A 26,627-nucleotide genomic window follows, 5' to 3' on the forward strand; every position below is an offset into this window, starting at 1 on the left:
TGTGGAGTCTGGGAAGCTCCGTTGGTATCGAGCATGCCCGGGCTCCGGCCAGGGAGCGAGTGCGACGGGCACCACATCGATGTCAGGCATGTGCAACCTGCACACCGGGGTGACATGCGCCAAAACTGTGCATTGCGACCATGAGCGGTGGGGATAGTGTGCAGAGCTGACACAGCAGCGTGTAAGGAGCGACTTTAGGCTGTAACCCAGTTCACAGCAGCCGTGGCAAGGGGGCCACGACTGCAGTTGGATTTCAGCGGTGCTACTCATTTTCGCCCTGTCGAAAGCATCGTGAAATGACTAGGCTTCAAACGTCCGGGAGGGACGAATGGCAACTAATAATGTTCAATTTGAGCCGGTGGATGCCGGACCCAACGGACTCCTGACCCCCGACAAGTTACTCGGCCGCGGGCTAGGTGTCGGATCAATCGTGTTCATGGTTGTGGCTGGTGCCGCACCGATGACAGCTGTCGTGGCCGGCTGGCCTGTGGTGGTATCTGCCTCGGAAAGCACGGGCGGTCCACTGTTCTTCCTCATCGCCACGGCGATCCTGTTTCTGTTCGCGATTGGCTTCACGCGTATGACGCCGTTCGTGAAAAATGCGGGGGCCTTTTACTCCTACATACAGACTGGCCTCGGCCGGGGCATGGGGCTAGGGGCTTCCACCTTTGCACTGGGTACTTACCTGCTCCTGTTTCTTGCGCTGTGTTCATACTTGGGATCAGCGGCCCAGACCACTGTTCACGATCTGGGCGGCCCGGATCTGCCTTGGTGGCTGTGCAGTCTGGTGCTGATGGCGATCTGCGGTGCTCTTGCGTACCGGGACGTCGAGCTCTCCGCCAAGGTGCTGGGTGTGGTCCTGGTCATTGAAACGGTCGTTCTGTTGGCAGTAAACATCGGGGTGGTTGTCCACGGCGGTGCGGAAGGTTTGAGCGGTGACTCACTGTCCCCCGCCCGTCTGGGTGAAGGTGTCCCGCCGCTGGGCGTCATGTTTGCCTTCTTCTCATTCATTGGTTTTGAGGCCACCGCTGTTTTCCGCAACGAAGCGCGTGACCCCGACCGCACAATACCGCGCGCAACGTACATCGCCGTCCTCGCTGTCGGCATCTTCTACACGTTCACCGCATGGGCCATGCAGGCCGGTATCGGTGACAGCAACATCGTTGAAGTGGCTACGAATGATCCCACCAGCATCGTGGTCGGTTTGGCCGCGAAGTACGTCTCCCCTGTCCTGGCAACTCTCCTTCAAGTCTTCCTGATCAGCAGCCTCTTCGCCTGCATTCTCACGTTCCAGAACGTGCTGACGCGCTACCTGTTCACCCTCGGAACGCAGGGCGTGCTCCCCTCCGGGCTTGGCACGGTCCATCCCCGACACCGGGCTCCTTCCAGGGCCTCGTTGACTGTGTCGGTCGTGGCAATTGCCCTGCTTGGGGTCGAGGCGCTCCTCGGGCTAGACCCGGTGACGCAGGCGTACACCTGGTTTTCGGGATCAGCAACACTCGGCGTGGTGGTTCTGATGGCCCTCACGTCATTCTCGGTGCTCGTGTTCTTCCGGAGAAAGGCAACAGGAAAGCTGTGGGCCACGCTGTTTGCTCCCGCTCTTGCTGTGATCGGTCTCGGCGCGATTGTCTTCCTGGTCGTGCAGAACTTTGGGCTTCTTGTCGGCGGTGACCTGGCTGCAGGCATCCTGCTAACGGTCATGGGAGCCCTGTTTGTCGGCGGTTTGGTGACCGCACTGGTGATGCGCTCAAAACGGCCCGAAGCATACGCCGCGCTTCTGCCCCCGGTATCAAGCCAGGAGCACGAACCGGCCAAAAGCGAGAACTGCGCTACGGCGGAAAACAAGAGCTAACCCCCCGGGATTCCGGACTCGTGCCGGGCCCGAGGCACTGCTGTGGTGACCTCCAGAACGACGTCACCACAGCAGTGCCGAACCCGTTGATCTCTGATCACCCCACTTCTGGTCATACCTGACGGGGTCAACTCGATGGCCCGGCCTGCATCTTCTGAGGCCTGTGCAACACCGCCGGACCTCCACTGAGGCAAGCGACCATCTATCAGCCCTGGTACAAACGCCTCAGAAGGCTCGCCAGGACAGTAAAGGAGTATTCCATTTCTGAGAGCGCTCTGTTGAAGCAGACCATTGATAAGACATACCCGGTGGTCACCCATGGCCGGGGGGTCTACTTGTATGACTCAGCCGGTCTGCAGTACCTGGACGGGTGCAGCGGGGCCATGACTGCAAACATCGGCCATGGCGTAGAAGAAGTTGCAGAGGCGATGAAGGCGCAGTCATGCCGGGTGGCCTTTACTTACCGAACCCAGTTCACGAATGTGCCCGCCGAGGCCTTGGCAAGGCGGCTCACCGATCTGGCACCGGGAGACCTTGACTGGGCATTCTTCGTCAACAGCGGATCAGAGGCGTCCGAGTTCGCCATCCGGACAGCAGTCAGCTACTGGCGCGAAAGGGGGCTCCCGGGCAAAGTCAAAGTTCTCGGCCGGAACATCAGCTATCACGGCATGACCATGGGAGCCCTGTCAATGTCGGGACATGCAGCACGCCGCCCCGACTACGGGCCGTTGTTGCATGCGTTCTCCTTCGCCCCGCCGGCCTACGCGTATCGCTTCGCGCAGCCGGGCGAGAACGAAGAAGCATACGCGCTGCGGGCTGCGCAAGCCTTCGAAGATGCCATTCGGAACGAGGACCCTGGCACGGTCGCAGCAGTGATCGTGGAACCGATCGTTGGAGCCGCCGGCGGGGTCCTGACGCCTCCGGCTAGCTACCTCTCCCGGTTGCGCGAAATCTGTGACCGGTTGAATGTGCTGCTGATCATTGATGAGGTCATCACGGGCGTCGGGCGGACGGGAGATTGGTTTGCGAGTTCCTACGAGAACGTCGTCCCGGACCTTCTTCTCATCGGTAAAGGATTAAGTGCCGGTTATTCCCCTGTTGCCGGCGTCCTGCTCCGAGGCCATGTTGTCGAGGCGCTCAGGGAAGGCAGCGGTGTCGCTCCGTTCGGGCACACCTTTTCGGGGAATCCCCTGGGGGCAGCCACCTGCCTGGCGGTCCTGGACTTCATGGAACGCCGGAACGTCCTTGCAAACGTCCGGCAGCGGGGGAAGCAGCTCAAAGAAGGACTGCTCTCCCTGGCAGCCAGGTACCACTGCATGGCCGATGTCCGTGGCCGGGGCCTGCTGTGGGGCTTCGAGTTCGTTACGGACCAGGAAAGCAAGCAGGCGCCCGATCCTGCGCTCGGAGCGGCCAACACCTTCGTGCAGGAATGCCTCGCCCAGGGGCTTATTGTCTATCCGGCAGGCATTGCTCCGCTGAACAACGCGGTGATCCTGTCCCCGCCCTTGGTGATCAGCGAAGAGGAGACCCGGGTACTGCTGGCGAAGCTGGAGGAAGCCCTTCGCGCCATGGAACACCATGTTGAGCGGTGGGCCGCTGTGGATGACAGCCGGAGCGGATCCCGAGTTGGAAGCGGAAGCTGACTTTAATCCCTGTCATTCCACCATGTGCCGACGCTGGTCACCTTGCACATAGTGGCCGTAAAGGCTGTTCCCTCCACACACTTTTGAAACTCTGCCAGGGCCGAAGATGGTCGAAGCGATCCATCTGCAAATGCCTAAACCCTCAAGGAAGCCAAGTGCCTACACCCATTCTTGCCGCCGTACTGGAAAAGCCCGGAACACCTCTCCAGATCCGCGAGCTGCTGCTGGATGATCCGGAGGACCATGAGGTCCTCATCCGGACGGAGCGAGTTGGCCTTTGCCACAGCGATCTGCACTACCTGAAGGGGGCCCTGGATATCTCCCTGCCGGCGGTCCTCGGACATGAAGTCGTAGGCATTGTCGAGCGCGTCGGCTCCGGCGTCACAAGAATTAAGACTGGAGACCGCGTCGTAACAACCGTAACCCCGTCCTGTGGCGCTTGCCGCAACTGCATCAGCGGGCGCCCGACCCAGTGCGAACGGGTCGACTCGATGCGTGAGCGGCAGCGGCCCAGACTCATCTCACATGATGGATCAAGCGTCGAGTCGCTCGGCGGTATCGGCGCATTTGCGGAGGCCTTCCTGGTGAAAGAGGCATCCGTTGCAGTGGTCGGCTCTGACCTGCCTCCCCAGGTGGCATGTCTTCTCGGTTGCTGCATCAGTACAGGAGTCGGCGCGGTCATTCACGGCGCAAAAGTAGGGCCAGAGGATACTGTCGCCGTAATCGGCTGCGGCGGCGTCGGAATAGCCGCCATCCAGGGTGCAAGGCTGGCTGGGGCTCGACGGATCATTGCCATTGACGCCGTGCCCGCGAAGCTGGAGCTCGCCCGCAACTTCGGTGCCACGGACACAGTTCTCTCATCACCTGACCCGACAGAAACACTCATCCAGGTCCGGTCACTTCTTCCCCAGGGTGTTAGCCATGCAATCGAGGCGGTCGGCCGCAGTGAGACAGCGGAACTCGCCTTTTCGCTCCTGAGCCCGAACGGAACCGCCAGCATACTCGGTCTCATGCCCACCGGGTCCGAACTGCGTATCCCCGCAGATGCACTCATCTACGGCGACCGACACCTCCAAGGCGCGTACATGGGTGCGAACAGGTTCCTCAGCGATGTCGACATGTTCACCGACCACTACCTGAACAATCGGCTGGATCTCGATGGAATGGTTACCAAAGAGCTGCCCTTCGACCGCATCAACGAGGGATTCGAAGCGATGGCGGATGCGTCGACGATCCGCGTCGTGCTGAACATGACCAACAGGCAATCGTGATCCAGATAACTGCGTAGATCGTTGCGGCGTCGGCCTGGTTACCGGTGATCGCGATCTTGCTTTGCGCCACAGCCGGGCCGGAACGAACGTTAGGCCGCTGCACAGCCTTCCGAACATGAACAGCAAACATCGGGGGCCAGCCCCTGCCGTCACTGGTTATGGACGACAAAACCCACAAACGAAACCAGAGGAGCAACCCTTAAATGACTGAAGGACTAGCCCAACTGACTGATATTGCCCCCGACCTCGTCGAGCAACGCTCCTTTGTCAATGGCACATGGCTGCAGCTCGAGGAAAACGGCCGCTACCTTACCAACCCAAATACTGGCGAACCCCGGCAGCCGATGCGCAAGACCGCAAAGGATGATGTCGAGCGGGCACTCGCGGCAGCAGCGACCCTTCACAGGTCCGGGAAACTTGAAGACATCAAACTCCCGGACCGCCTTGAGCTCTTGACGAAGGTAGCCGCGTCCCTCGATGCGAAGAGCGAAGAAGTCGCCCTCCAGGACAGCATCAACACCGGGGTTCCTATCCGCACCACCCGCCTGATTGCCGGTGCACTGGGTGACAGAGTCCGCGGAACTATTGCTGAAGCGGAACAGCTTGGTGAATCGGAGACCCTTGACCATGCCAGGTCTGTGGTCATCCTGCGCAAGCCCCTCGGCCCAGCCCTCATCGTCGGCCCCTGGAATGCCCCAACGTTCACCGTGGTCGGCAAGGTGGCGGCAGCCATGGCGGCCGGTTGCCCCGTCATCCTCAAACCCTCCGAGAACGCCCCCAGCGGTTGCCAGCTCTTCGCTGAGGCGATCGTGTCTGCCATGACCGAACTGGGATACCCGGGCGCCGCGTTTCAGCTGATTCATGGGAATTCGGAGACAGGAGCACTGCTGACATCGGACCCCAGGATCGAGGCTCTTTCATTTACGGGTGGCGATTCCGCAGGCCGGACGGTTGCGCAGGCTGCCGCGTCCAACCTGGCGGTCATGCAGATGGAGCTCGGATCCAACAATCCCGTGATCATTCTGAATGACGCCGACGTCAGCTCGGCGGCGCGGTCCATTGTGCAGGGCATGACGCGTCTCAACGGCCAGTGGTGTGAGGCGCCAGGCAAAGTACTGGTTGACGAGTCGATTCACGACCGTTTCGTTGAAGCTATGAAGTTTGAACTCAGTAAGCTTCGGGTCGGAAACGCCTTGGATGAGTCGACGCAAGTGGGTCCCCTGGCATTCCAGCGGCAGCGTGATGGCTTGAAAGCCTCAGTGAATCGGCTCCTCGAGCTGGGGGGAAAGCTCGTCACTGGCGGCGAGCTGCCGGGTCTTGACGGCTGGTTCATGGCACCGGGGATGATCGTCGGATGTGCCGCCGAGGCCGCCACGGAAGAGCTTTTCGGGCCGCTGGTAACGGTACATCCGGTGCATTCGGTCGAGGAGGCACTTGCCCATGCGAACGGCCCCGCAACCGGCCTGGATGCCTACGTATTCGGTGCCAATGAAGCAAGGGCCATCGAAGTGGGATCCCGTATTCGTGCCGGTGAAGTCCGCATCAACGGCACATTCATGAGCGACCTCGCCGGCAGTTCACGCCAGAGCTTTTGGGGCACCAGCGGTATCGGTGGCCACGGTCCGCAGTATGGCGTCCGCTTCTTCACCGGCGACCGCGTGGTTGGCGTGGACAGGACGGATTCCCCGCTCTAGGCGCCATATCCGACCCCAACAAGCGTAGGCCAGGCCCCGTGGGGGCCTGCGACAAACAGTCCGGGAACGTGACGCGTGGCTAAGACGGGGGTCCGCGTCCTCTCGGGAAAGCAGCAGGCCAGAGCCTGGCAACATGAGACGAGAAAGTCCTTCAATGACAGATACTTCAACGACAGATACGGTGCGGTTTTCACCGCTGAGTTTCCTTGAGGACGCCACAGCGGCGATCCCGGCCTATGGAAGCGACCTGGTCGATTTCCGTAGGGAAATGCACGCCGATCCTGAAGTCGGCCTGTATCTGCCCCGCACCCAGGCCCGGGTCCTTGAGGCACTCAAGGGACTCGACCTCGAAATAAGCCTGGGAAAAGCAGCCTCGTCCGTGGTTGCGGTACTACGCGGCGGGGCCACCCAGGCCCCCGTCGGGAGCCGTCCCACTGTACTGCTCAGAGGTGACATGGATGCCCTTCCTGTGGCAGAAAAGACGGGAATACCCTTTGCCTCGACTAATGGAGCGATGCATGCCTGCGGTCATGACCTGCATACAGCGGGCCTGATTGGTGCCGCCCGGTTGCTTTCGTCCGTACGTGACAGCCTGACCGGTGACGTCATCTTCATGTTCCAACCGGGGGAGGAAGGACATGAGGGGGCCCGCATCATGCTGGAGGAAGGCGTTCTTAACGCAGCCGGCAGGCGACCGGATGCTGCCTACGCCTTGCATGTCGTTTCGGACATCCCGTCAGGCGTGTTCACGACCCGTGCCGGCTCCTACATGGCTGCCTTCGGAGATCTGTCCGTCAAGGTTATCGGGCGTGGCGGGCACGGTTCACGCCCCTTCCAAGCTCTGGATCCCATACAGGTAGCTGCTGAAATGCTTGGCGCGCTCCAAACGTACATCACCCGGCGATTCAACGTTTTTGATCCCGTGGTACTGTCCGTGGGCCAATTCCATGGCGGTTCCGCCTCTAATGTCATACCTGATTCGGCGGAATTCAGGGCCAGCGTCAGGTCTTTCAGCCCCGGTGTCGAAGCGCGGCTCGCACAGGAGTTGCCGGATCTCATCCGGCAACTGGCGACTGCTCATCAACTGACAGCCGAGGCAACGTTCACTCCGGTTATGCCGGCCACCGTCAATCACGAAAGTGACGCCGAACTCTGGGGCAGGACCGCACGGACGTTCTTCGGAGAGCACCGGTTCGTGCCCAGCCCGTCCCCCAGGACCGGCTCTGACGATTTCTCCCGTGTCCTCGTGGAGGTCCCAGGAGCGTACGGGCACCTCGGAGCTGGGTCTCCAGATATCGACCCCATGGAGTGGGCCCCCATGCACTCGCCCAGGGCAGTGTTTGACGACAGTGTCCTCGTCGACCAGACACAATTTATGGCGGGCGTGGCGCTTGGAAAGCTCCAGGAGTTGGAGGTCCTGGGGTAGCCCCGGGCGCAGCTCGGAGGGCTTCCGGAGCGGCCCACGCCTCACTTGAGGCAGCGGACCTAGCAGGACCGGTCTCGAAGCCCTGTAAGCGGCCATGAAAAACTGCCCATAGGCGGCCACGAAATTGCCCACTGACGGCCAGTAGAACTGCCCACTGGTGGCCATGAGATCTGCCCACTTCCTCAACTGTTCCTGCCGCGTCTTCAGCGGCGGGGGCCTCTCCCCGGGATTTGATGACGGTGTCTAGTCGCACCAAATGTCGTCCCAGGAAGAGGCCCTGTATGAAGCATGACGGAGAAATCATGGAAATTCTTGCTGCCTATGATCTGACCGGATCGTTGCGCGCCACCGCGGAGCTCACGGGCTGCTCGCACCACACTGTAGCCAGGCACGTCGCCGCGCGGGACGCCGGCCGGCCAATTGCAGAACCGGCGCCCCGGCCCAGGGTCACGGACGCTTACCTGCCTAAGATCGAGGAATGGGTAGAGGCGTCCAAGGGCCGGATCCGCGCCGACAAGGCCCACGAAAAGCTGCTCGCCCTAGGCTATGAGGGGTCCGAGCGGTCTACGCGCCGGGCGATCGCGCAGGTCAAGGCCGCGTGGCGGCTCGGACACACCCGTGTGCACCGGCCGTGGATCACCGAGCCTGGGATGTGGCTGCAGTACGACTTCGGCGACGGGCCACGGATCGGCGGCGTAAAATCCATTCTGTTCGTTGCCTGGCTGGCGTTCTCAAGGTTCCGGATCGTGATCCCGTTGCGGGACCGGACCGCGCCGAGCGTGTTCGCAGCCCTCGACCGGTGCTTCCGGATCCTGGGCGGGGCACCAACGTATGTCCTGACCGATAACGAGAAAACCGTGACAACGGCCCATGTCGCAGGGGTTCCGGTGCGGAACCAGCAGACCCTGGACTTCGCCCGGCACTACGGGGTCACCGTGCTGACCTGCCAGCCCGCGGACCCTGCAACGAAAGGCGGAGTCGAAGCGTCGGTGAAACTGGCCAAAGCCGACCTCGTGCCCACCGACACGAACCTGAGGCCCGGTTACGCTTCCTTTGCCGAGCTGGAGGCCGCCTGCGAGGCGTTCATGGACGAGGTCAACAACCGCGAACACCGGGCCACCCGACGTAAACCCGCAATGGTTTTGGCGGAGGAAGCGGCCCGGCTGCACCGGATCCCGGAGACCGCGCACACGGTCGCGTTCGGGCTGGCCCGTATAGTCCCGGAGAACACCCCGATGGTCTCCTTCGAGAACGCCCAGTACTCGGTGCCGTCGCATTTGCTCGGCGCGAAGGTGTTCGTCCGCTCCCACGGCACCGGCCCTGACGAACAGGTCATCATCGTCCACCACGGCCCGACCGGCCCGGTCGAAGTCGCCCGCCACGGCCGGGCAAGGCCCGGCAGTCCCGCGGTCATCGAGGAGCACTTCCCAGGGACCAGTACCAGAACCCCGGGCGACTACGCCGTGAAGGCACGCACCGCCGGTGAAGCCGAGTTCCTGGCCATCGGCGCCGGCGCCAAGACCTGGCTCGTGGAAGCCGCGGCTGCAGGAACAGGCCGGATGAACATGAAAATGGCCGAGGCCGTGACCCTGGCCAAGATCGCCGGGACCGAGTCCGTGGACCGTGCCCTGGGAGACGCCGCGCTGCACGGCCGGTTCGCCCACGGCGACCTGCCCTCCATCCTGAACGCGAACATCCGCCGCACCACCACCCACGCCGCTAACGAAACCAGGTCCCTCACCCAAGGCACCAGCGCCTGGGCAGGCCTCGGCGCCGAGCCGTCCAGCGCCCCCGCAAAGGAGCAGAGCCGATGAGCCCGGTCACCACCACGAACACCACCGCCCCGGCCCTGCCGGCCGAACTGGAAGCGCTGATGCGGCAACTGAAGATGCCCCACGCCCGGGCACTGGCACCGGAGCTGATCGCGACCGCCCGCGCCCAGCGCTGGGAACCAACCGAGATCATCAAGGCACTGTTCACCGAAGAAGCCGCAGGCCGGGCCCGGTCCATGCTCGCCACCCGGCGCAAAGCAGCAGGCTTCCCGACCGGGAAGACCTTCGACGTCTGGGACCCCGCCGTCTCCTCCATCCCGGCGCCCACCCAGCAAGCCCTGCGCACCCTGGAATGGATCACCCGACGCGAGAACCTGGTCGTCTGCGGGCCCTCCGGCACCGGGAAAACGTTCTTCCTCGAAGCCCTCGGCCAGCAAGCCGTCGAAGCCGGGATGCGCGTTGCCTGGTTCAGACTCGAAGACCTCGGCGCCCTCATCCGCGCACACCGCACCGACGACAGCGTCACCAGGGCCGTGGCTAGAATCCTCCGCGCGGAACTCGTCGTGATCGATGACATCGGCCTTCTCCCGGTGGCCACCGACGCCGCCGAAGGACTCTACCGGGTCGTGGACGCCGCCTACGAGAAACGCTCCGTCGCGATCAGCTCGAACCTGCACCCCGCCGGCTTCGATGAACTGATGCCCAAAACCCTCGCCACGGCAACCGTGGACCGGCTCCTGCACCACGCCCACGTCTGCCAAACCAGCGGCGACTCCATCCGACTCACTCAAGCCCTCGCCGGGAAAGGAGTCACCGAACTGAACTAACAAACCCTCGACGATGGCCAATCCCACCGAAAACCCTCAGTGGGCAGATCTGTTGGCCATCACCGGGCAGATTTACTGGCCACCAGCGGGCCGATTAACTGGCCGCCCGTGGGCAGAAACCAAAGGCCATTGACAAAGCCCCGAATGGATGGCAGTTCAACCACTATCAGATTGGTACACCCAACGTGACGTCAGCGCCCCATCCGGGTCCTGTCACAATAGAGTCCTCTTCTTTCCTTCCTGACAAGGACACGAGTGGGTCCTGGAATGCAATCTGACACATGGGGGCGAAGACGTTCTCCCCTTTGGAGCGCACAGCCCACCCATGGACCACTTCCGCCTTACCCCTGGCACCCGTGGCGCAAGCTGCTAACTCATGCCTACCATCCTTCTTACCGTTGGCCCGGTCGTCCTGGCGGGGTCGATGCAGGCGTGCGAAAGAATGTGCCGAGGCCCAGGGCTGATGGAGTTCAGTACCATCTGAAGACCAGACACTGTTAGCAATAGGGGTGGGTCCGAGAACGTTGCCTCATATGACCAATGAACCCCTCCGTGACTGATCAGGACCCATCTCACTAGATCTGACCGTCTTGCCGGAGACCGCCGCCCAGGCGAGGGCAGCAGCTCGGCCGGGCTCGTGCAGGCGCTGCATCCGCGATGAAAGTCACGAGCACGTTTTGACTGCAATTCAGCCACCGCTCGCGCCTTCACGCATGCATGGTTAAGGACATAGACCCGGTGGCCCGGTGAGCAGCAGGTGGTGGGCGCCCGCGGCCGCGACCTCCAGGGCCCGGCGGGCGTCGCCCTGGCCGGAGACGTCCGCCATGTCCGGACACGGGCCGGGAAGGGCTGTGCCGTCGCTGGATTCCTCACAATCGTCAGGTTCGAAGTCCAGGGCAAGTTCCTGCGGATCGGCGCCAAAGTCGAGGGCGAGCCGGGCAAGCGTGCGGTAGCCGCGTACCGTCGCGCCCGGGACCAGGGAGGCTTCGGCCAGGTTGGCGCGGGCCACCACGACCTCGGGGTAGCCGGCCTGCACGGCGGCCATGACGGCCGGCAGGATTCCCCTGACCGGCCGGAGCCTGCCGTCCAGCCCCAGCTCGGCGATGAAGACGGTGTGCCCGGTGGGCTTGATGTCGTTCGCGGCCCGCAGGACGGCCATCGTGACGGCGAGGTCGAACCCGGATCCGCGTTTGGGCAGCGAGGCCGGAATGAGGTTGGCGGTGATCTTCCGGCGGCTGAGCGGGATCCCGGAGTTCTTTGCCGCTGACCGGATGCGCTCCTTCGCTTCATTGAGCGACGCATCCGGCAATCCCAGGATGACAAATGCCGGGAGTGTCTGGCCGATGTCCGCCTCAACTTCAACCATGTAGCCGTTCAGGCCCACGAGCGCCACCGAATAGGTGCGGCCCAGCGCCATCACCCCACCCCCTTGAGGTGCTCCACCAGGGGTTCCCCGCCGCCGTCGTCCAGGATCGCGACAACATCCACGCGGCGCAGCGGCATCCGCAGCTCGCGGTCGCGGCACCATGCGGCACCCAGCCGGTGCAGCCGTGCAAGTTTTTCCGGGCCCACCGCCTCGAACGGGTGGCCGTAGTCCAGGGAGCGGCGCGTTTTGACTTCTGCGATGACCAGAGCATCACCGTCCAGGGCAACGATGTCGATTTCGCCCCCGGGGCACCGCCAGTTCCGCTCCACCACCAACATGCCCAGCGCTTCAAGATAGCCCACGGCGAGGTCTTCGCCGCGCCGGCCCAACAGGTCTTTGGATCTCATGTCCACCTCCACAACCAGCCTGGCGGCGGACGCAGGCGGAAAACAGAAGGCCCCCGTCCTATGTGGACAGGGGCCGGTGTGGAGGGGAAGTCGGGCTTTAGCCTTTGCCTAGTTTCCCAGGTCTACGTCCTTGGGCAGTGCGAGCTCCTCGTTGCGGGGCAGTTCCTCGACGTTGACGTCCTTGAAGGTCAGGACCCTGACGCTCTTGACGAACCGGGCGGAACGGTAGACATCCCAGACCCAGGCGTCCTGGAGGGTCAGGTCGAAGTAGACCTCGCCGTCGGCGCTGCGGGCCTGGAGGTCAACATGGTTGGCCAGGTAGAAGCGCCGCTCGGTCTCGACAACGTAGCTGAACAGGCCGACGACGTCGCGGTACTCACGGTAGAGCTGAAGCTCCATGTCGGTTTCATAGTTCTCAAGATCTTCGGCACTCATGCTTCCATCTTGCACCATGTCCGGCGCCCCCGGCGCCGGACATGGTGTCAGTCCCCGTCCGGTGCGTCCGCGTAGGAACCCGCGGCCTCCTGGAGTTCCCCACCCAGGAGCCGCCAGCTGACCCGGTGGTAAGGTGTCGGCCCGGCTGCGCGGAGGACTGACCGGTGGGCGGCTGTGGCGTAGCCCTTGTTGATGTCCCAGCCGTACTCCGGGTATTCGGTGTGCAGGTGGCGCATCATCCGGTCCCGCTCCACCTTGGCGATGACGCTTGCGGCAGCCACGCTGAGGCACTGCATGTCGGCCTTGACCTTGGTATGCACCGGGGCCTCGCAGGCGGCCTCCAGGACGGGCTGGTCGAACAGGGACAGTTGCTCCGCGGGTGAGAGCCAGTTGTGGCTTCCATCCAGCAGTACAGCTTCCGGGACAACGCCCGCGTCCAGGATGCTGCCCCAGGCACGGGTTCCGGCCAGCCTCAGGGCGGCGATGATGCCGAGCGAATCGATCTCTCCGGCGGTGGCGTGTCCCACCGCGGAGGCCACGCTCCAGCGCCGCACCAGGGGATCGAGCCGTTCCCGCTCGGACGGGCTCAGCAGCTTGCTGTCGCGCACACCGGCCAGCGGCTTTTGGCGCTCAAGATCCACGACGGCGATTCCGACGCTCACAGGTCCTGCAAGCGCTCCCCGGCCCACCTCGTCTACGCCGGCCAGGAACCGGATTCCCTGGGCTTTGAAGGTGCGCTCATGCCGCAGCGTTGGCGCCTTGGTTCCCCTGGCGGCAGGCTTGCGGGCGGGGCGCCCTGAGGCGGCTGGGGAGGCCTGTACCGCGGAGGACATGATCAGTGGGCCGCCGGAACGCTCTTGAAGACGTCAGGGTAGTTGTCCAGGGTCTTGATCCTGTTCAGCGGCCATGCAATCACGGCAGCCTTGCCCTCGAGGTCCTTGAGGTCGACGAATCCGCCGTCGGTCTCCATGTGCGCGCGGGAGTCGGCGGAGTGGTTCCGGTTATCACCCATCACCCACACCTTGCCCTCCGGGACGGTGACATCGAAGTTGCGGACCTGCGGGACTTCGGCGGGGTTGATGTACGTCTCGTCGATGGCAGTGCCGTTAATGGTCAGTTTACCGCCGGCGTCGCAGCAGACCACGTGGTCCCCCGGCAGTCCGATGACCCGCTTGACGAGGTGCTGCTCAGAGTTGTCCGGCAGGAGCCCAACGAACGTCAGGCCGTCCTGGACCCAGGTGAAGGGGCCCTGGGACTTGGCCGGGGCCGGCGGCAACCAGCCTTTGGTGTCACGGAAGACGACGACGTCGCCACGGCTCAGGGCAAAGGGCTCGGGAACCAGGAGGTTGACGAAGATCCTGTCGTCGACGTCCAGGGTGTTCACCATGGATTCGGACGGGATGAAGAAGGCGCGGAAAAGGAAGGTCTTGATGAGGAAGGACAGCACTACGGCGATGACAACCACGGTGGCAATTTCCTTCAGCCAGCCCAGGAAGGGATTCCCGGCGGGCTTGCCGGCGGCTTTGGACCCCAACCGGTTGCGCCTGCTGGCGGGAGCTTCCGGCTCAGGGCCTTCGCCGGGCACGGAAGAAGAGGCTGGAACGTCCGGTTCCCCGGAAGCGCCGTCATGGCGCGGTTCAGGGTTCCGCGCGTGGTTCTCGGGCATTTACCGTCCGTTCTCTGTTGTGGGCCCCGGTGCGGGCGGCCGTGCTACTGGGGCAAATCTATCAAGCGGCCAGAGGATCTGGACCGGCCTGCCGATCACCCGGTCGAGTGGAACGAGTCCACCGCCGGGAGCACCGAGCAGGCTGCGTGAATCGGCGGACACGGACCGGTGGTCCCCCATCAGCCACAGCCTGCCCTCGGGAACCACCGTGTTGAACTTCTGCGTACTCGGCGCATCCCCGGGGAAGACATAAGGCTCATCCAGCGCCGTCCCGTTGACCGTGACTTTCCCTCCGGCATCACAGCAGACCACGGTGTCACCGGGGAGGCCGATCACTCGCTTGACGTAGGTGGTGTCGCTGCCGGCCAGCCCAAGCCATTGCATGGCGGAGGCGGCGGCGTCCACCAGCGGGCCTTTGCCGCTGTTCAGGGGCGCAAAGCTGCCGCGCCCGTCGAAAACGACAACGTCGCCATGGCGGATGGGTTCAGTTTGGAAGTCTGTGCGCGAGACAAGGATCCGGTCGCCGCCTTCCAGGAGCGGCTCCATGGACTCCGAGGGAATGAAGTAGACATCGAGCCAGAGGGACCTGACCAGGCCGCTGATGGCGACGGCGAGGAGCAGTGCCAGAAAGACAAAACGCCAGCCCATTTTGCGGGGCTGGCGTTTTGTCTGGTGCATGGTCCGTATCCTGGCGCTGGTGCATTGCTCCGGCGCTTGCCGGGTACGGCCGCGCTCCAGTCGGCGGTAAGTCCGAAAGGACTTACTTTGCGGAGCTGAAGTCGCGCTTTTCCTTGATCTTGGCGGCCTTGCCACGCAGCGCACGCATGTAGTACAGCTTGGCGCGGCGGACGTCACCCTTGGTGACAACCTCGATCTTTTCGATGATCGGGGAGTGCACCGGGAAGGTACGCTCCACGCCGACACCGAAGGAAACCTTGCGGACCGTGAAGGTTTCGCGAACGCCGTCACCCTGGCGGCCCAGGACGAAGCCCTGGAAGACCTGGACACGGGTGTTCTTGCCTTCGATGATGTTCACGTGCACCTTGAGGGTGTCGCCCGCGCGGAACTGGGGAACATCGTTGCGCAGCGAGGCTGCGTCGAGGGAATCGAGAATATGCATGATTGCACTCCTGGTGAACGCCACAGGTCATTCACTTTAGGTCACGGCAGGCAAGTCCGGCTGCTGTAAAGCAGGCCGGGGGCTCACCGCCGAAGTAAAGTCCCGGCCGCTTCAAGGGTTGAGGGAGCCGGTTGTCAGGCTGTTGGCCGCGCTACCCCCTGTGGCAGGTGCGGACCCAGCAGACACAAGGGTTAATTTTGCCACAGCGGCAGGGTTACGCCAATTCGGCCGGCGTTAGTCCCGGCGTTCAGCCGGCTCGGCCGGGCGGCGGGCAAGCCTGCCGCCCACGACGTCGTAGCCCAGGTTGTTCAGTTCGGTGCGGTCCGCGCGTGGGAGGCTCCCGGCGTCGAACCCTTCAAGGAGGTCCGGCCGGCGCTCCGCCGTCCGGCGGTATTGTTCGTGCCGGCGCCACTGAGCGATCTTTCCGTGGTTGCCGCTGAGGAGCACCGGGGGCACCTCCCGGTCCCGCCACACGGAGGGCTTGGTGTAGACCGGATACTCGAGGAGCCCGTCGGAGTGGGATTCCTCCACCAGCGATTCGGGATTGCCCACCACGCCCGGCAGCAGGCGGCCGATGGCCTCCACCATGGCCAGGACGGCCACTTCGCCGCCGTTGAGCACGTAGTCGCCCAGGCTCACGGGCCGGACGGTGAAGTGCTCCTGCGCCCATTCGATGACCCTCTCATCGATGCCCTCGTACCGCCCGCACGCAAATGCCAGGTGCTGTTCCTCGGCAAGCTCGTAGGCGAGGGCCTGGGTGAACCGCTCCCCCGCGGGCGACGGAACAATCAACACGGGCTTGCGATCCTTTTCCGGGCGCCCTTCGGCCACCGCGGCAAGAGCCTGCGCCCAGGGCTCGGGCTTCATGACCATACCGGCGCCCCCGCCGTACGGGGTGTCGTCGACGGAACGGTGCTTGTCCGTGGTGAAGCTGCGCAGGTCGTGGACATGCAGGTCCAGGATGCCGTCCTGGCGGGCCTTGCCAATCAGCGAGAGTTCAAGCGGGGCAAGGTATTCGGGGAAGATGCTGACGACGTCGATCCGCATCTAGTCCCGGCCTTCCGTTTCCGGGGCGGCGGCTTCGTCCGAGTTCAGTTCGAAGAGGCCGTCCGGCGGGGTAAGGAGAATGAAGCCTTCGCCGGGGTTTACTTCCGGGACGATCTGCTCCACGAACGGGATGAGGACCTCTTCGCCGGCCGGGGTGGTGACCACCAGGAGGTCCTGGACCGGCATGGTGTTCAGCGCTGTCACCTTGCCCACCACCTGCGGGCCCACCCGGGCCTCCAGGCCGACCAGTTCGTGCTCGTACCAGCCTTCGTCGTCGTCTTCCTCCAGCTCTTCGGTCTCGATGAAGAGCTTGGCACCGCGAAGGGTTTCGGCCCTGTTGCGGTCTGCCACTTCCTCGAAGCCAAGCAGCAGGATGTCCTTGTTCCAGCGCGCGCTGCTCAAGGTCAGCGGACCGGACGCTGCGGGCTCCACCACGAATTCCGTTCCGGGGACAAACCTGTCCTCCGGGGCGTCGGTCAGCACCTGGACGGTGACTTCCCCGCGAATGCCGTGCGGCTTGCCAATCCGTGCCACCTGAAGCTGCATCTGTTCCTCTGTTCCGGGTTGTGGTGGTGCTAGTGAAGCTATGTGCTTGGAAAGAACTCCGGCCCCTCCACCTGGTGGTGGAGGGGCCGGAACAAAACTGAATATTGCCGAGCGCTCAGCGGCGGCGGTCGGTGTCGACGACGTCGACCCTTACCGGTTCGCCGCCGGCCAGTGCTGCCACCACGGTGCGCAGTGCGCGTGCCGTGCGGCCCTGGCGGCCGATCACCCGTCCGAGGTCGTCCTGGTGAACGCGCACCTCGAGGGTGTCCCCGCGGCGGTTGCTCTTTGAACTGACCTTGACGTCGTCCGGGGAATCAACGATTCCGCGGACCAGGTGCTCCAGCGCTTCTGCCAGCAATTTACTCAGCCTCGGTGGTCTCAGCTTCGGCGTCGGCCGGGGCCTCGGCAGCGTCAGACTTGGAGGCCTTCTTGGTGATGGCTTCCGGGATGATGACCGAGCCCTTCTCCGGAGCAACGAAAGCTTCCTTCGCGACCTTGGTCTTGAGGGTGCCTTCCTGGCCCGGCAGGCCCTTGAACTTCTGCCAGTCACCGGTGATCTTCAGGATCGCGGCAACCTGCTCGGACGGCTGGGCGCCGACGGAGAGCCAGTACTGGGCACGCTCGGAGTTGACCTCGATGAACGAGGGCTCTTCGGTGGGGTGGTACTTGCCGATCTCCTCGATGGCGCGGCCATCACGCTTGGTGCGTGAGTCCGCGACGACGATGCGGTAGTACGGGGCGCGCATCTTGCCGAAGCGCTTAAGGCGAATCTTTACGGCCACTTTTGTGGTCACTCCTGTTTCAGAAAAAGGGGTGAACCCGGCTTTCTGCACCCGTGGGGCGGGCCGTACTTGCGGGCTCGAAGGACAGGATCCGGACGCGGAGAGAGGGGCCACGCAGATCGAGTACCTGTTTATTGTGCCAGATGAACGCCGTTATTTCGACTTGGCGCGGGCGCCGGTGACACTGCGCGAAGGTTTCCCGGGCGCGGCCGGGAGGGTCAGGCGGACCAAACGTAGAGTCCAGTCCGCTCGGAATCGTTGATTCCGGCGGCAAGCGCCGCGAGCTGCTGCACGTAGGTCCGCGCCTGGGCGGCAGCGAACGGCATGTCCTCCTGGCCGGCCCACTGCTCGGCAACATCGTCGAGGACGTTTCCCTCGCCTTCGGTTTCGTAGGTGAGGAGGTCCGCCAGGGCGCGGACCATGGCCGGCGGGACGGCGAGGAGGGAGTCGCTTGCGACGTCCACCATGGTCAGCTCGTAGTCGGCTCCGCCGGCATGGACGGCCGTCCCGGCAAGATCGCCGAGCTGTTCCAGTTCAAAATCGGTGATTCCCTCGATCCGCACCGCAGCAGTGTCCGCCGCGGAGGCGCTGCGGCCTTCATCAAGGAGGCCGGCATGTTTCAGCGCGGCGTCATGGGTGGCGACAAAGATCTCGGTGAAGCCCATGGCTGGTGTCCTTCTTCCGTTGACGGAGCTGCCCGCCGGACACTTCCTGCCGCCCGGCCGTACGGAATCAGCCTAGTAGCTGCAGGGGCGCCCTTGCACGCCGGACCGGCCTCCCGCGAAGTGGCGCGGGAGGCCCAGCGGTCAGCGGACGGCGACGCGGATCCGGTTGCGCCACGGATCTTCGAACCGAAGCTCCGAGCCCGTGTGGTGAGCCGGCACCCCGGCAACCTTGAGGCGGTCAGTCAGGGCGCCGACGTCGTCCCCCGACGGAACCTCGATCAGCACCTCACCCAGCCCAAGGGTGTCCTTGCGCGGACCTGCGCCGCGGCTGTTCCAGACGTTCATGGCCATGTGGTGGTGGTAGCGGCCCGCGGAAACGAACAATGCCTGCCCGTGCCAGCCCGCGGTCTTTTCGAACCCGAGGGTCCCCACGTAGAAGTCCCGGGCGGTCTGCACATCGCCAACCTGGAGGTGGACGTGGCCCACGCCGGCCGCTGTTTGCCGCTGCCCCTCCAGGGACTCCTCGGTAAGGTACTGCTCGAGGTAGCGCTGCGGCGGGAGCGCCAGGCTGTCCATGACCACGTCGGTCCCGTTCCAGGACCAGTTGCTGCGGGGACGGTCCCAGTACAGTTCGATGCCGTTGCCCTCGGGGTCGGTGAAGTAGAAGGCTTCGCTGACCAAATGGTCGGCGCTGCCGGTGAAGGCCCGCGGCTCGTACTGGGCTGCAGTGGCGACGGTGGCGGCGAGGGAAGCCTGGTCCTCGAAGAGCAGCGCGGTGTGGAACAGGCCTGCCTCTCCCCTGCCGGGAAGGTGCAGTCCGGGAGCCGGCGCGAGGTGGACCAACGGCCTGCCGAGGCGGCCAAGGTAGAGCCCGCCATCCTGCTCGGCGACCACCTCAAGGCCCAGTGCGCGCTGGTAGTAGTCGGTCATGACCTTCATGTCGCCCACCTTGAGCATCACGGTGCCCATGGCGAGGTCGGCAGGAAGAAGATCCTGGCTGCTGGCTGATGCGGTCATTGAAGGCTCCTTGCATTGGCGGCCGTCCCGTTGGCGGCCTGTCACACTTTAAAATTACTTGAAGCTTCAATTTATTCCAAGTCCCGGTGAGCCGTTTGTCAGCGAATGATCCGCCCGCCCAGCACCACGTGCTCCAGGGCCGTAATGGTCTCCCGCGCCGCCCGCGGGTCTTCCCGGCACACGACGACGTCGGCGCGGGCCCCTTCCTCCACTCCGTCCGCTCCCAGCCACGTTCGTGCTGCCCAGCAGGCGGAGTCGAGGGCCGCGTCCATGGGCAGGCCGGCGCCGTGCAGGGCCAGGATTTCGTCCGTGATCCTGCCGTGCCGGATCACGCTGCCGGCGTCGGTACCGGCAAAAATGCGGACCCCCGCGGCATGGGCTTCCGCCACCCGCTCCATCCTGCGTTCCCAGAGGGCGCGCATGTGGGCGGCATACCGCGGGAACTTGGGCTCCGCCTGCGCAGCAATGTCGGGGAAGGTGGCGATATTGATGAGCGTGGGCACGATCGGTACACCTTGCTCCACGAACCGGGGCACGTGGCGGGGCAGCAGCCCGGTAGCGTGCTCGACGCAGTCAATGCCTGCGTCCAGCACCTGGTCCAGGGTGTCTTCGGCGAAGCAGTGCGCTGTCACCCGGGCCCCTTCGTCGTGTGCGGCCCGGACGGCATCGCGTACGACGTCGGCAGGAAACGACGGCGACAAGTCGCCTGCGCCGCGGTCAATCCAGTCCCCCACGAGCTTGACCCAGCCGTCGCCGTCGCGCGCCTGCTTGCGGACGGCCTCCACGAGGCCCCCGGGCTCCACTTCCTCGGCGAACCCCCGCAGGTAGCGGCGCGTCCGGGCGATATGGCGCCCGGCCCGGATCAACACCGGGAAGTCCCTGCCGCCCTGCATCCAGCGGGTATCTGCCGGCGAACCCGCGTCCCGGACCAGCAAGGTTCCGGCGTTGAGGTCCGCGCGCGCCTGGTCCCTGGCGGCCGCGGGTTCGACCGGACCAGCGGCACCCAGCCCAATGTGGCAGTGCGCGTCCACGAAGCCCGGGAGCACCCAGCCGTCCAAAATCCGGTCCGGAGCAGCCGCCGGCCTGCTGAACGTAAGCCTGCCGTCCACGGACCAGAGCCCGTGCCGCACCCTGTCCGGTGCAGTGAGGACGGGGCCTCGGAAGTGGATGATGTCTGCCATGGGGCTCCTTTCGATGCCCGGTCAGGCTAGCACCGGAATTATGACAAGGGCGCTCCAGGTGCCTGTGGTAGCTTCGTTCCTGACCACACGGGTGCCCTTGCAGGGGCTGAGATCGGGCTGACGCAGCCTGCGACCGTTGAACCTGTCCGGGTAATGCCGGCGAAGGAAGTGAGTATTCCCTTGAGTACGCAAAACACCCAGTTGAACCCTGCCCTCCAACCGTCCGACGGGGAGCCCGGCGACGCTTCAGTGCCGCCGGTAACCCAGTCGCTGAAGTCGCATTCACTCGCCTACGTTGCGGATGAGGCGTCCGGGATCCGGGTACCGGTGACCGAAATTGCCCTTGAGCCGTCCCCCAACGGCCAGCCGAACGCACCCTTCCGGACCTACCGGACCGCCGGACCCGGCAGCGACCCCGTCCGCGGCCTGCAGCCCTTCCGCTCCGAGTGGATCGCGGCACGGGCTGACACCGAGCCCTACGGCGGCCGGGAGCGCAACCTGCTCGACGACGGCCGCTCGGCCGTGCGCCGCGGCGCCGCCTCCGCGGAGTGGAAAGGTGCGCAGCCGGTGCCCCGCCGCGCCGTCGACGGCCGGACGGTGACGCAGATGCACTATGCCCGGCAGGGAATCGTCACGCAGGAAATGCGGTTCGTGGCCCTGCGCGAAAACTGCGATGTGGAGTTGGTGCGCAGCGAAGTGGCTGCCGGCCGCGCCATCATTCCCAACAACATCAACCATCCGGAATCCGAACCCATGATCATCGGCAAGGCCTTCCTGGTGAAGATCAACGCGAACATCGGCAACTCCGCCGTGACGAGTTCAATCGCCGAGGAAGTGGACAAGCTGCAGTGGGCCACCCAGTGGGGCGCCGACACCGTCATGGACCTCTCCACCGGCGACGACATCCACACCACGCGGGAGTGGATCCTCCGCAACTCCCCCGTGCCGATCGGGACGGTGCCGATCTACCAGGCGCTGGAAAAGGTCAACGGCGAGGCCAACGCCCTCACTTGGGAGATCTTCCGCGACACCGTGATCGAACAGTGCGAGCAGGGCGTGGACTACATGACCATCCACGCCGGCGTGCTGCTGCGGTATGTCCCGCTGACGGCCAACCGGGTGACCGGCATCGTCTCGCGCGGCGGCTCGATCATGGCCGGCTGGTGCCTGGCCCACCACCAGGAGAACTTCCTGTACACGCACTTCGATGAGCTCTGCGAAATCTTCGCCAAATACGACGTCGCCTTCTCGCTGGGCGACGGCCTCCGCCCCGGCTCCACGGCGGACGCCAACGACGCCGCCCAGTTCGCCGAACTGGACACCCTCGCCGAACTGACGCAGCGGGCCTGGGAATACGACGTGCAGGTGATGGTGGAAGGGCCAGGCCACGTTCCCTTCCACCTGGTCCGCGAGAACGTGGAGCGGCAGCAGGAACTGTGCAAGGGTGCGCCCTTCTATACCCTGGGGCCCCTGGTGACGGATGTGGCGCCGGGGTATGACCACATCACCTCGGCCATTGGCGCCACCGAAATCGCCCGGTACGGCACTGCCATGCTTTGCTACGTCACGCCGAAGGAACACCTGGGCCTGCCCAACAAGGACGACGTGAAAACGGGGGTGATCACCTACAAGATCGCAGCGCACGCCGCAGACCTGGCCAAGGGCCACCCCGGGGCGCATGAGCGCGATGATGCCCTGTCCAAGGCAAGGTTCGAGTTCCGCTGGCGTGACCAGTTCGCGCTGTCCTTGGACCCCGTGACCGCGGAGTCGTTCCACGATGAGACGCTGCCGGCCGAACCGGCCAAGACGGCGCACTTTTGTTCCATGTGTGGTCCGAAGTTCTGCTCCATGCGGATCAGCCAGGACATCCGGGACGAATACGGGTCCGCGGAGGCGCAGGCTGCGCTGGCGGACATGGCCTCCGGCATGCGGGAGAAGAGCGAGGAGTTCCTGGCAGCCGGCGGCAAGGTGTACCTGCCGGAGCTGCGGGTCCCCGCCGAAGGCTAGGACGCCCGGGCGGGCTGGCTCCTGCTGACCCCACTGATGAACTGGCGGATGGCCCGGTCCCCGTCCAGGGAGTCCTGGGGCCGGTGCCCTCCCGCGGCAACGCGGTGCAGGGCACCGGTTTCCCGGAGGTACCCGGCAATTTCCTCATAAAGCGGCTCCCACCCTCCGGTGAGCACCAGGGTGGGGACGCCCGGAACAATGTGCAGCGGCGCTTCCCACGAAGGCTCCTGGAGCCGCAGCCGCCGCGCGGACCGTTTCTCCTCGGCGGTGGCAGGCTGCTGGAGGTCGGTGGCGTAGATCCTGCGCACGAACTCGCGCTGGAAGTCGTCATCGCTGAGTTGGTGGCGGACGTCGAACAGTGGCTGCATCAGGCTGATGTGGGCGGCCGTGGCCGGCAGTTCCGCGGTCAGGGACAGGCAGGCGGGCTCCACCAGGGTCAGGGAAAAGACCAGGTCGGGGCGTTCAACGGCGGCCATCATGGCTGCGATGGCACCCTGGGCGTGTGCCACCACGTGTCCGCCGGCAGCGCCGCGGCCGTCGTCCCCCAGGGACCGCAGGATGATTGCGGTGTCTTCCGCGAACGAAGATTCCACCGGCTCCGCGACGGCATCGTAGCCGTGCCGGCGGAGGAACAGGGCGTCATAGGACAGTGCCATGCCGTGCTGGCGGGGCCACGCGGCGGCACCGAAACTTCCGGCGCCGTGCACGAAAACTACCCTCTGCTTGAACATGTCCCAACCCTATTCCACGCTGCCGACATCCCAACGAAAAAGCGCCAGGTGTCGTCTTGAGCGGTCAAGACGGCACCTGGCGCTTCCTGATGCCGGGGAACTCCTATTTGCCCAGGAACTTGTCGAAGCCCTTGGGAAGGTTCAGCGAGGACGGGTCGAAGTCGCCGCCCTGCTGGCCGAACGCAGCACCGGTGGGAAGCGCCTTGGCGGCGTTGGCACGGCGGGCTTCCGCCTCCTTGCGCTCCTGTGCCGCCTTGGCGGGGTTGCCGGATTTTGCCTTCTTCTTCGGTGCGTTCTTTGCGTTCTTCCGCGCGCCGCCCCCGGCTCCGGGCATGCCGGGCATTCCGGGCATCCCCGGCATGCCGCCCTGGGCCATCTTCTTCATCATCTTCTGGGCCTGGGCGAAGCGCTCCAGCAGGCCGTTGACCTCGGACACGTGGACACCGGAGCCACGGGCAATACGTGCCCGGCGCGAGCCGTTGATGATCTTGGGCGCCAGGCGCTCGTGCGGGGTCATGGACCGGACGATCGCTTCTACGCGGTCGATTTCCCGCTCGTCGAACTGTTCCAGCTGCTGCCGGATGTTCTGCGCGCCCGGCATCATCATGAGCATCTTCTTCATGGAGCCCATGTTGCGGATCTGCTGCATCTGGGCCAGGAAGTCTTCGAGGGTGAAGTCCTCCTGGTCGGCGAATTTCTTCGCCATCCGGGCAGCTTCGTCCTTGTCCCAGGCCTTTTCGGCCTGTTCGATGAGCGTGAGGATGTCGCCCATGTCCAGGATGCGCGAGGCCATCCGATCCGGGTGGAAGAGCTCGAAGTCGTCCAGGCCTTCGCCGGTGGAGGCGAACATGACCGGCTTGCCGGTGACCGACGCAACGGACAGTGCGGCACCACCGCGGGCATCGCCGTCGAGCTTGGACAGCACGATGCCGGTGAAGTTCACGCCTTCATCGAACGCGAGCGCCGTGTTGACGGCGTCCTGGCCGATCATCGAGTCGATCACGAACAGCACTTCGTTGGGGACGATGGCGCGGCGGATCTGGCGGGCCTGCTCCATCATGCCGGCGTCCACGCCAAGGCGGCCGGCGGTGTCGACGATCACGACGTCGTGCAGCTTCTGGCGTGCTTCCTCCACACCGGCGCGGGCGACGGCGACCGGGTCACCGGCGGGCTGGTCCAGCTCCGTGGAGGTGGCTCCCGGGTGCGGGGCGAAGACCGGCACGTTGGCGCGCTGGCCCACCACCTGGAGCTGGGTGACGGCGTTGGGGCGCTGGAGGTCGCAGGCCACCAGCATGGGGCTGTGGCCCTGGGCCTTCAGCCACTTGGACAGCTTGCCGGCCAGGGTGGTCTTGCCCGCGCCCTGGAGGCCCGCAAGCATGATGACGGTGGGGCCGTTCTTTGCCAGCCGGATGCGCCGGGTTTCACCGCCGAGGATCTCCACGAGTTCCTCATTGACGATCTTAACGATCTGCTGGCTGGGGTTCAGCGCGCCGGAGACTTCAGCTCCCAGTGCGCGTTCGCGGACGCGCCCGGTGAACTCGCGGACCACCGGAACGGCGACGTCAGCGTCCAGGAGGGCACGGCGGATCTCCCGGACGGTGGCATCGACATCGGCCTCCGTCAGGCGGCCCTTGCCGCGGAGATTCTTGAAGGTTGCTGTCAACCGGTCAGACAGTGAATTGAACACGCGCCGTGAACTTCTTTCAGGAGATGATCGGGACTCGACTATCTAGGGTATCAAGTCAGGCACGGTAGATGGCATGCTGGCCAAATGACGAGCCAAACGACTGTGAAGACCTTGCTCATCCTCGGCGCCTCGGGCGACCTCACCGGCAGGCTCCTCCTCCCTGGCCTGGCCCGCCTTGTTGCGGCCGGCCGTGCGGAAGGCCTGGCCCTGGTGGGTGCCGGCTCGGATTCGTGGACACCGGAACAGTGGCAGGAGCGGGTGGAGGCATCCTTCGCCGCTGCTGCCGGTGCGGCAGGTAATGCAGGGAAGGAGGCCCTGGAGTCGATGCGGAAGGAGACGGCGTACCACCAGGTGGATGTGACGGAGAAGGGTGCCCTTGCCGCCCTGCTCGCCGGGTTGCAGGGGCCGGTGGCGGTCTACTTCGCCCTTCCGCCCCGGATCAGCCAGCTGGCCTGCGAGACACTCCAGCCCCGGGAGGTTCCCGAAGGCACGCGGCTGGTCATGGAGAAGCCGTTCGGTTCCAGCGAGGAGTCGGCACGTTCCCTGAACCGGACCCTGGCCCGCCTGGTACCGGAGGACCACATCCACCGGGTGGACCATTTCCTGGGCAAAGCCACGGTCCTGAACATCCTGGGCCTGCGGTTCGCCAACAACTTCCTGGAACCTGTGTGGAACCGGCAGCACGTGGAAAAGGTGGAGATTTTCTTCGACGAAGACCTGGCCCTGGAAGGCCGGGCGCGCTACTACGACGGTGCCGGCGCCCTCCGCGACATGATCCAGAGCCACCTCCTGCAGGTCATGGCCATCATGGCGATCGAACCTCCGGCCACCATCGGCGAGCGCGATCTGCGCGATGCGGTTTCCGCCGTCCTCCGCGCCAGCAGCGTCAAGGATCCCGTCACTGACTCCCGGCGGGCCCGCTACACGGCTGGTTCGGTGGCCGGGAAGCAGGTGCCCGATTACGCCGGGGAGGACGGGGTGGATGCCGCGCGGAGAACTGAAACGCTGGCCGAGATCCAGGTGGGAATCGACAACTGGCGCTGGCGGGGCGTCCCCTTCATCCTGCGCTCCGGCAAGGCCCTGGGCGACAAACGGAAGGAAGCGGTGGTCACTTTCCTCCCGGTGCCCCACCTCCCGCAGGGCTTTACCGGTGTGGACTCCCCCAACCAGCTGCGGATCGGATTTGGCCCGGACACGCTGGAGTTCGACGTCGACGTCAACGGCCCAGGAAACATCTTCAGCCTCGGGCGGGTCACCCTGGAAGCGGAACTGAGCGCGTCCGACCTCCTGCCCTACGGTGAAGTGCTGGAGGGTGTCCTGGCCGGTGACCCGCTGCTGTCGGTCCGGAGCGACACTGCCGAGGACTGCTGGCGGATTGTTGAGCCGGTGCTGAGGGCGTGGGAACAAAACAACGTCCCGTTGGAGGAGTACGACGCCGGGTCGGCCGGCCCGGCGTCCTGGCCCACCAACCGGCAAAAGGGCTGA

24 protein-coding genes, 1 pseudogene and 1 riboswitch are annotated in these 26,627 nt (G+C 64.8%); of the genes and pseudogenes, 9 read left to right on the plus strand and 16 right to left on the minus strand.

Features of this window, described 5'->3' with window-relative positions:
- Positions 1–328 precede the first annotated feature (328 nt).
- The 7 genes from AC1DIP_RS06890 (at position 329) to istB (ending at position 10,485) form a co-directional block, all read left to right on the plus strand.
- Positions 329–1,852 (plus strand): APC family permease, encoded by a 1,524-nt coding sequence (locus tag AC1DIP_RS06890; protein WP_133830838.1) that lies wholly within the window; start codon positions 329–331, stop codon positions 1,850–1,852.
- Between the two features lie 308 nt (positions 1,853–2,160).
- Entirely contained in the window at positions 2,161–3,495 is a 1,335-nt protein-coding gene (locus tag AC1DIP_RS06895) for an aminotransferase family protein (protein ID WP_285247761.1), read from the plus strand.
- A gap of 155 nt (positions 3,496–3,650) precedes the next feature.
- The gene (locus AC1DIP_RS06900; RefSeq protein WP_166651676.1) at positions 3,651–4,766 is read left to right on the plus strand and encodes a Zn-dependent alcohol dehydrogenase; all 1,116 of its coding nucleotides are present in this window, start codon (positions 3,651–3,653) and stop codon (positions 4,764–4,766) included.
- Between the two features lie 203 nt (positions 4,767–4,969).
- Positions 4,970–6,460: an aldehyde dehydrogenase family protein gene (locus tag AC1DIP_RS06905; protein ID WP_207604505.1), complete on the plus strand. Its 1,491-nt coding sequence runs from the start codon at positions 4,970–4,972 to the stop codon at positions 6,458–6,460.
- A 133-nt stretch (positions 6,461–6,593) separates the two neighbouring features.
- Complete coding sequence (locus AC1DIP_RS06910) at positions 6,594–7,886, plus strand: M20 metallopeptidase family protein (RefSeq protein WP_477733303.1); 1,293 nt, start codon at positions 6,594–6,596, stop codon at positions 7,884–7,886.
- Between the two features lie 281 nt (positions 7,887–8,167).
- Positions 8,168–9,700 (plus strand): IS21 family transposase, encoded by a 1,533-nt coding sequence (gene istA, locus AC1DIP_RS06915; RefSeq protein ID WP_477733304.1) that lies wholly within the window; start codon positions 8,168–8,170, stop codon positions 9,698–9,700.
- Positions 9,697–10,485: an IS21-like element helper ATPase IstB gene (gene istB / locus AC1DIP_RS06920; protein ID WP_223917527.1), complete on the plus strand. Its 789-nt coding sequence runs from the start codon at positions 9,697–9,699 to the stop codon at positions 10,483–10,485. Before istA ends, istB begins: the two co-directional genes overlap by 4 nt.
- A gap of 733 nt (positions 10,486–11,218) precedes the next feature.
- On the opposite strand, the pseudogene AC1DIP_RS06925 reads toward istB, so the two are convergent.
- From AC1DIP_RS06925 to AC1DIP_RS06990, 14 genes and pseudogenes are all read right to left on the minus strand, one after another.
- Positions 11,219–11,902, minus strand: a pseudogene (locus tag AC1DIP_RS06925) (magnesium chelatase domain-containing protein); the annotation flags it as partial.
- The gene (locus AC1DIP_RS06930) at positions 11,902–12,258 is read right to left on the minus strand and encodes a YraN family protein (RefSeq protein ID WP_477733305.1); all 357 of its coding nucleotides are present in this window, start codon (positions 12,256–12,258) and stop codon (positions 11,902–11,904) included. The gene AC1DIP_RS06930 and the pseudogene AC1DIP_RS06925, both read right to left, overlap by 1 nt.
- A 108-nt stretch (positions 12,259–12,366) precedes the next feature.
- The gene (locus tag AC1DIP_RS06935; protein WP_056335405.1) at positions 12,367–12,693 is read right to left on the minus strand and encodes a DUF2469 domain-containing protein; all 327 of its coding nucleotides are present in this window, start codon (positions 12,691–12,693) and stop codon (positions 12,367–12,369) included.
- A 47-nt stretch (positions 12,694–12,740) separates the two neighbouring features.
- Entirely contained in the window at positions 12,741–13,526 is a 786-nt protein-coding gene (locus AC1DIP_RS06940) for a ribonuclease HII (protein WP_477733306.1), read from the minus strand.
- 2 nt (positions 13,527–13,528) lie between these two features.
- Positions 13,529–14,359, minus strand: coding sequence for a signal peptidase I (lepB, locus tag AC1DIP_RS06945; protein WP_476211555.1), 831 nt, complete (start codon positions 14,357–14,359; stop codon positions 13,529–13,531).
- Positions 14,360–15,037, minus strand: coding sequence for a signal peptidase I (lepB, locus tag AC1DIP_RS06950; protein WP_476211556.1), 678 nt, complete (start codon positions 15,035–15,037; stop codon positions 14,360–14,362).
- 82 nt (positions 15,038–15,119) lie between these two features.
- A complete protein-coding gene (gene rplS, locus AC1DIP_RS06955; protein WP_476211557.1) occupies positions 15,120–15,479 on the minus strand; it encodes a 50S ribosomal protein L19 in 360 nt (119 codons plus the stop codon).
- A 234-nt stretch (positions 15,480–15,713) separates the two neighbouring features.
- Positions 15,714–16,526, minus strand: coding sequence for a tRNA (guanosine(37)-N1)-methyltransferase TrmD (gene trmD / locus AC1DIP_RS06960; protein WP_476211558.1), 813 nt, complete (start codon positions 16,524–16,526; stop codon positions 15,714–15,716).
- Positions 16,527–17,072, minus strand: a complete 546-nt coding sequence (rimM, locus tag AC1DIP_RS06965) for a ribosome maturation factor RimM (protein ID WP_476211559.1) — start codon at positions 17,070–17,072, stop codon at positions 16,527–16,529.
- A gap of 115 nt (positions 17,073–17,187) precedes the next feature.
- Positions 17,188–17,430: an RNA-binding protein gene (locus AC1DIP_RS06970; RefSeq protein ID WP_013601399.1), complete on the minus strand. Its 243-nt coding sequence runs from the start codon at positions 17,428–17,430 to the stop codon at positions 17,188–17,190.
- Between the two features lies 1 nt (position 17,431).
- Positions 17,432–17,854 (minus strand): 30S ribosomal protein S16, encoded by a 423-nt coding sequence (gene rpsP / locus AC1DIP_RS06975; protein WP_018768286.1) that lies wholly within the window; start codon positions 17,852–17,854, stop codon positions 17,432–17,434.
- Positions 17,855–18,072: 218 nt separating this feature from the next.
- Positions 18,073–18,519, minus strand: a complete 447-nt coding sequence (locus tag AC1DIP_RS06980) for a hypothetical protein (protein ID WP_476211560.1) — start codon at positions 18,517–18,519, stop codon at positions 18,073–18,075.
- 141 nt (positions 18,520–18,660) lie between these two features.
- Positions 18,661–19,536: a VOC family protein gene (locus AC1DIP_RS06985; protein ID WP_141160153.1), complete on the minus strand. Its 876-nt coding sequence runs from the start codon at positions 19,534–19,536 to the stop codon at positions 18,661–18,663.
- 98 nt (positions 19,537–19,634) lie between these two features.
- Entirely contained in the window at positions 19,635–20,717 is a 1,083-nt protein-coding gene (locus tag AC1DIP_RS06990; RefSeq protein ID WP_477733307.1) for an amidohydrolase family protein, read from the minus strand.
- Between the two features lie 77 nt (positions 20,718–20,794).
- A riboswitch (TPP riboswitch) is annotated at positions 20,795–20,902 on the plus strand.
- Here AC1DIP_RS06990 and thiC point away from each other — a divergent pair.
- Positions 20,898–22,724: a phosphomethylpyrimidine synthase ThiC gene (gene thiC, locus AC1DIP_RS06995; RefSeq protein ID WP_477733308.1), complete on the plus strand. Its 1,827-nt coding sequence runs from the start codon at positions 20,898–20,900 to the stop codon at positions 22,722–22,724. (Overlaps the previous riboswitch by 5 nt.)
- Here thiC and AC1DIP_RS07000 read toward each other — a convergent pair.
- On the minus strand, positions 22,721–23,455 hold the full coding sequence (locus tag AC1DIP_RS07000) for an alpha/beta fold hydrolase (RefSeq protein WP_477733309.1): 735 nt from the start codon (positions 23,453–23,455) through the stop codon (positions 22,721–22,723). The two genes, thiC and AC1DIP_RS07000, sit on opposite strands and share 4 nt — an antisense overlap.
- 103 nt (positions 23,456–23,558) lie before the next feature.
- Complete coding sequence (gene ffh, locus AC1DIP_RS07005) at positions 23,559–25,142, minus strand: signal recognition particle protein (RefSeq protein WP_476211565.1); 1,584 nt, start codon at positions 25,140–25,142, stop codon at positions 23,559–23,561.
- Positions 25,143–25,226: 84 nt separating this feature from the next.
- Between ffh and AC1DIP_RS07010 the strand changes: the two genes are divergently transcribed.
- Positions 25,227–26,627 carry a glucose-6-phosphate dehydrogenase gene (locus tag AC1DIP_RS07010; RefSeq protein WP_476211566.1) on the plus strand — a complete coding sequence of 467 codons (1,401 nt, stop codon included), beginning with the start codon at positions 25,227–25,229 and terminating at the stop codon, positions 26,625–26,627.

This window comes from Pseudarthrobacter sp. 05T312 (assembly GCF_056396685.1).

Coding starts and splice junctions, on each gene's coding strand:
- AC1DIP_RS07000 (WP_477733309.1), bottom strand. CDS start 23,455: ATGTTCAAGCAGAGGGTAGTTTTCGTGCACGGCGCCGGAAGTTTCGGT.
- AC1DIP_RS06905 (WP_207604505.1), top strand. CDS start 4,970: ATGACTGAAGGACTAGCCCAACTGACTGATATTGCCCCCGACCTCGTC.
- AC1DIP_RS06890 (WP_133830838.1), top strand. CDS start 329: ATGGCAACTAATAATGTTCAATTTGAGCCGGTGGATGCCGGACCCAAC.
- lepB (WP_476211556.1), bottom strand. CDS start 15,037: ATGCACCAGACAAAACGCCAGCCCCGCAAAATGGGCTGGCGTTTTGTC.
- AC1DIP_RS06930 (WP_477733305.1), bottom strand. CDS start 12,258: ATGAGATCCAAAGACCTGTTGGGCCGGCGCGGCGAAGACCTCGCCGTG.
- rplS (WP_476211557.1), bottom strand. CDS start 15,479: ATGCATATTCTCGATTCCCTCGACGCAGCCTCGCTGCGCAACGATGTT.
- AC1DIP_RS06980 (WP_476211560.1), bottom strand. CDS start 18,519: ATGGGCTTCACCGAGATCTTTGTCGCCACCCATGACGCCGCGCTGAAA.
- AC1DIP_RS06910 (WP_477733303.1), top strand. CDS start 6,594: ATGAGACGAGAAAGTCCTTCAATGACAGATACTTCAACGACAGATACG.
- istA (WP_477733304.1), top strand. CDS start 8,168: ATGAAGCATGACGGAGAAATCATGGAAATTCTTGCTGCCTATGATCTG.
- AC1DIP_RS06985 (WP_141160153.1), bottom strand. CDS start 19,536: ATGACCGCATCAGCCAGCAGCCAGGATCTTCTTCCTGCCGACCTCGCC.
- AC1DIP_RS07010 (WP_476211566.1), top strand. CDS start 25,227: ATGACGAGCCAAACGACTGTGAAGACCTTGCTCATCCTCGGCGCCTCG.
- AC1DIP_RS06990 (WP_477733307.1), bottom strand. CDS start 20,717: ATGGCAGACATCATCCACTTCCGAGGCCCCGTCCTCACTGCACCGGAC.
- istB (WP_223917527.1), top strand. CDS start 9,697: ATGAGCCCGGTCACCACCACGAACACCACCGCCCCGGCCCTGCCGGCC.
- trmD (WP_476211558.1), bottom strand. CDS start 16,526: ATGCGGATCGACGTCGTCAGCATCTTCCCCGAATACCTTGCCCCGCTT.
- AC1DIP_RS06940 (WP_477733306.1), bottom strand. CDS start 13,526: ATGTCCTCCGCGGTACAGGCCTCCCCAGCCGCCTCAGGGCGCCCCGCC.
- rimM (WP_476211559.1), bottom strand. CDS start 17,072: ATGCAGCTTCAGGTGGCACGGATTGGCAAGCCGCACGGCATTCGCGGG.
- AC1DIP_RS06935 (WP_056335405.1), bottom strand. CDS start 12,693: ATGAGTGCCGAAGATCTTGAGAACTATGAAACCGACATGGAGCTTCAG.
- lepB (WP_476211555.1), bottom strand. CDS start 14,359: ATGCCCGAGAACCACGCGCGGAACCCTGAACCGCGCCATGACGGCGCT.